Here is a 3213-nt window from a genome sequence, read left to right as displayed (position 1 = left end):
CCCGGGTGAAGCTGGCCATGCGCGACATGGCGCCGGGCGTGGCGCGGGCGGCGGGGCGGGTGGCGGAGGCGTTCGGCGCGGGAAACCGGCTGTACGCGTGCGGCAACGGCGGCTCGGCGTGCGATGCCATGCACCTGGTGGAGGAGCTGGTGGCGCGGTACAAGCGGGATCGCCCGGGCCTTCCGGCGCACCACCTGCTGGATGCGCCCACGCTCACCTGCTGGAGCAACGACTACGAGTTCGACACCGCCTTCAGCCGGCAGGTAGAGGCGATGGGCCGCGCCGGCGACGTGCTGGTGGCCATCAGCACCAGCGGCAACTCGCGCAACGTGCTGCGCGCGGCCCGGGCGGCCCGCGAGCGGGGGATGCTGGTGCTGGGGCTGTCCGGCCGCGACGGCGGCGCCCTGCGCGAGCTGTGCGACGAGCTGCTGGTCGTGCCCGCGCAGGCCACGGAGCGCATCCAGGAAGGCCACATCACCCTGATCCACCTGCTCTGCGAACTCGTCGAGCTGACGCTGTTTCCCGAATCCGCCTGAAGCCGCACCTGTGATGCCCTACGCCGAACGGACCGTCCGAGCCATGTACAGAACCGCCCCCGCCGCCCTGGCCCTGCTGCTGGCCGCCTGCGGCCGTGCCGAGATCACGCCGGAGCAGCGCACCAAGCGCCTGGAGGCCCGCCGCACCGCCTGCATCACCGAGGCGCTTCAGCAGCGGGCGCAGTCGCAGCTGGCGCAGCTGGATACGATGATGCGGCAGCAGGCCGGGGCCGGAATTCCCGACATCGTGCGGGCGCCGCACACGTTCGCGCAGGTGTACGCGGCCTACGCCGACGTCAAGGCGCACGAGGCGGCGTACCTGGACTCGGCGTTCCACGCCGGCAGCAAGCAGGATTCGCTGGCGTACATCCAGTCGGCGGGCAAGTTCAGGGTGAGCCCGCCCTCGGAGGGCAGCGTCGAGGAGAACGTGGCGCGCCTGTACGCCAACGACTACACCGTGTCGCGCGAGTACGCCGACCACGCCTGCAACAAGCTCGTGGAGGACCAGGAAAAGCGCTGAGTTCGGGCGGGCTGCGGCGCAGGGACGGGGCGGCTTCACCTTCGGGGGAGGCCGCCCTTCTACGTTCGTCGTACACGGGGCCACGAAACCACACAGAAGCCTGTCATCCTGAGCCCCAGGCGCACCACACCGGCCCGTACGACGGGCCACGCGGGGCGAAGGATCCAGCCGCGGAAGGGAAAGAAGCCAGGGCGCGGCAGCGGTCACCGCAGCCGAGGCCTCGGCTGCCGTGGGGCCCTCACCCGGCCGCGCTGACACGCGTGCCACCCTCTCCCACAAACAGCGTGGGAGAGGGAGTACACTTCGGGATTGAGGTGTGGGCAGGCAGGGGCCCGGTGCTCGGGCCGGCGCCCCCCATCCCCAGCCCTTCCCCCGCAAACAGCCGCAGGGGAAGGGAGCCAGCCCGGTGCGTCAGGCCAGCCGAAGCGCGATTCAGGTCTCCCCCTCCCCTGCGAAGCGGGGGACGGGGGCCGGGGGGAGGGGGTTCCCGCGGCATGCGAGGCAGCCAGTCGAACCTCATAATAAGTTCTCCTCTCTCCCGCGCAGTTTGCGGGGGAGAGGCCGGGAGAGGGGGGGGCCGGGGGCCGGGCCGGGGGCGGGGCCCGCCGGGCCCGGCGCTTGCCCCGCGGGGCCGTGGCGGCGCATGATGATGCACGCAGGCACACACACCCGTCCCACCTGGAACCAGGGCCACCAATGCCCGTCGTTCACCTTCTCGGCACGGGAGCGGCGGTCAGCGATCCGTCGCGCACCACCACCATGCTGGCGTTCGAGAGCCAGGGCCGCAGCGTGGTGGTGGACTGCGGCGGCGACGTGGTGCAGCGCCTGCTGGCCGCCGGCATCGACCCGGCCGGCATCGAGGCGATGATCGTTACGCACGAGCACCCGGACCACGTGTCGGGCTTTCCCCTGTTCATGGAAAAGATCTGGCTGCTCGGCCGGCGTGATCCCATCCCCGTCTACGGCATCCGCCCCGCCATCGACCAGGCCCGGCGCTCGTGGGAGGCATTCCACACCGGCGGATGGAAGGGCGTGCCCGACATCGTCTGGCACGAGGTGGCGCACGAGGCCGGCGCGCCGGTGCTGGCGAACGAGCGGTGGCGGATCACGGCGGCGCCCGGCATCCACGGCGTTCCGGTGGTCGGCCTGCGCGTGGAAGATGCGCGCGGCCCCGGCGTGGCGGCGTACTCGTGCGACACCGCCAAATCGGACGACATCATCGAGCTTTCGCGCGGCGCGGACGTGCTGGTGCACGAGGCCACCGGCACCGAGCAGAGCGGGCACAGCACCAACGAGCAGGCCGCCGAGGTGGCGCGCGAGGCGGGCGCCGGACGGCTGGTGCTTGTGCACCTTCCCCCTGGCGTGGAGGATGGGCAGCTCGCGGCGGCACGGACGATCTTTTCCCACGTTGAATTCGGCACCGACGGAGCCCGATATGACTTCTAATCTCTTCATGCGCAGCTTCGGGCTGGCGCTCGCCGCCGTTCTCGTCACCGGCTGCGCGCCGGCTGTGGCCCACGTGGGCGAGTGCGACCTGCCCGCGGGGACGCTGGTGAACGTGCGCCGGGTGGAGCCGTCGATCCGTACCGACATCCGCTACGCCACGCGCAACAACTTCACGGGCGCCATCCTCCCCGGCTACGAGCGGCCCCTGGCGATGATGCGGCCCAACGCCGCCGAGGCGCTGGCCCGCGTGCAGCGGCGGCTTCGCCCCCGGGGGCTGAGCCTGAAGGTGTACGATGCGTACCGGCCCGTCCGCGCCACCCTGGCGATGGTGAACTGGGCGGAGCGCAGCGGGAACCAGTGGGTGCTGCAGCAGGGGTACGTGGCCCGGCGGAGCGGCCACAACCTGGGAACGACGGTGGACCTGACGCTGGTGGATGCGCGCACCGGCCGCGAGCTGGACATGGGCACCGCGTACGACACCTTTTCCGAGTCGGCCCACACCGCCAACGCCACCGGCCAGGTGCTGGCCAACCGGATGATCCTGGTGGAGGCGATGCGCGCCGAGGGCTACGCCAACTACGACCAGGAGTGGTGGCACTTCCGGATCGGCGGCGACTACGAGCCGCTGGACGCGCCCCTCCGCTGCTTCCGCTGACGGGTGGCGTTCCGCAATCCTGAGACGTCGAGCCCCCGGCTTCGCTTGCACGCACG

The 3213-nt window shown here is 71.7% G+C and carries 4 protein-coding genes; all 4 read left to right on the top strand.

Annotated elements, in window-relative coordinates:
- The first annotated feature begins 17 nt into the window (after positions 1 to 17).
- The 4 genes from VIB55_RS02095 to VIB55_RS02080 all read left to right on the top strand — a co-directional run bounded on the left by VIB55_RS02095 (position 18) and on the right by VIB55_RS02080 (position 3157).
- Positions 18 to 536 carry a D-sedoheptulose-7-phosphate isomerase gene (locus tag VIB55_RS02095; protein WP_349262980.1) on the top strand — a complete coding sequence of 173 codons (519 nt, stop codon included), beginning with the start codon at positions 18 to 20 and terminating at the stop codon, positions 534 to 536.
- Between the two features lie 43 nt (positions 537 to 579).
- Positions 580 to 1056, top strand: coding sequence for a hypothetical protein (locus VIB55_RS02090; protein ID WP_331875006.1), 477 nt, complete (start codon positions 580 to 582; stop codon positions 1054 to 1056).
- Between the two features lie 696 nt (positions 1057 to 1752).
- On the top strand, positions 1753 to 2502 hold the full coding sequence (locus VIB55_RS02085) for an MBL fold metallo-hydrolase (protein ID WP_331875005.1): 750 nt from the start codon (positions 1753 to 1755) through the stop codon (positions 2500 to 2502).
- Positions 2492 to 3157: a M15 family metallopeptidase gene (locus tag VIB55_RS02080; protein WP_331875004.1), complete on the top strand. Its 666-nt coding sequence runs from the start codon at positions 2492 to 2494 to the stop codon at positions 3155 to 3157. Before VIB55_RS02085 ends, VIB55_RS02080 begins: the two co-directional genes overlap by 11 nt.
- Positions 3158 to 3213: the final 56 nt, after the last annotated feature.

Source organism: Longimicrobium sp., from assembly GCF_036554565.1.
GTDB lineage: Bacteria > Gemmatimonadota > Gemmatimonadetes > Longimicrobiales > Longimicrobiaceae > Longimicrobium.
This window is presented reverse-complemented; position numbering and strand designations above follow the sequence as displayed.

Excerpts from the sequence above, each read along its gene's own strand:
- VIB55_RS02095 (WP_349262980.1), top strand. The coding sequence starts at position 18 with ATGCGCGACATGGCGCCGGGCGTGGCGCGGGCGGCGGGGCGGGTGGCG.
- VIB55_RS02090 (WP_331875006.1), top strand. The coding sequence starts at position 580 with ATGTACAGAACCGCCCCCGCCGCCCTGGCCCTGCTGCTGGCCGCCTGC.
- VIB55_RS02085 (WP_331875005.1), top strand. The coding sequence starts at position 1,753 with ATGCCCGTCGTTCACCTTCTCGGCACGGGAGCGGCGGTCAGCGATCCG.
- VIB55_RS02080 (WP_331875004.1), top strand. The coding sequence starts at position 2,492 with ATGACTTCTAATCTCTTCATGCGCAGCTTCGGGCTGGCGCTCGCCGCC.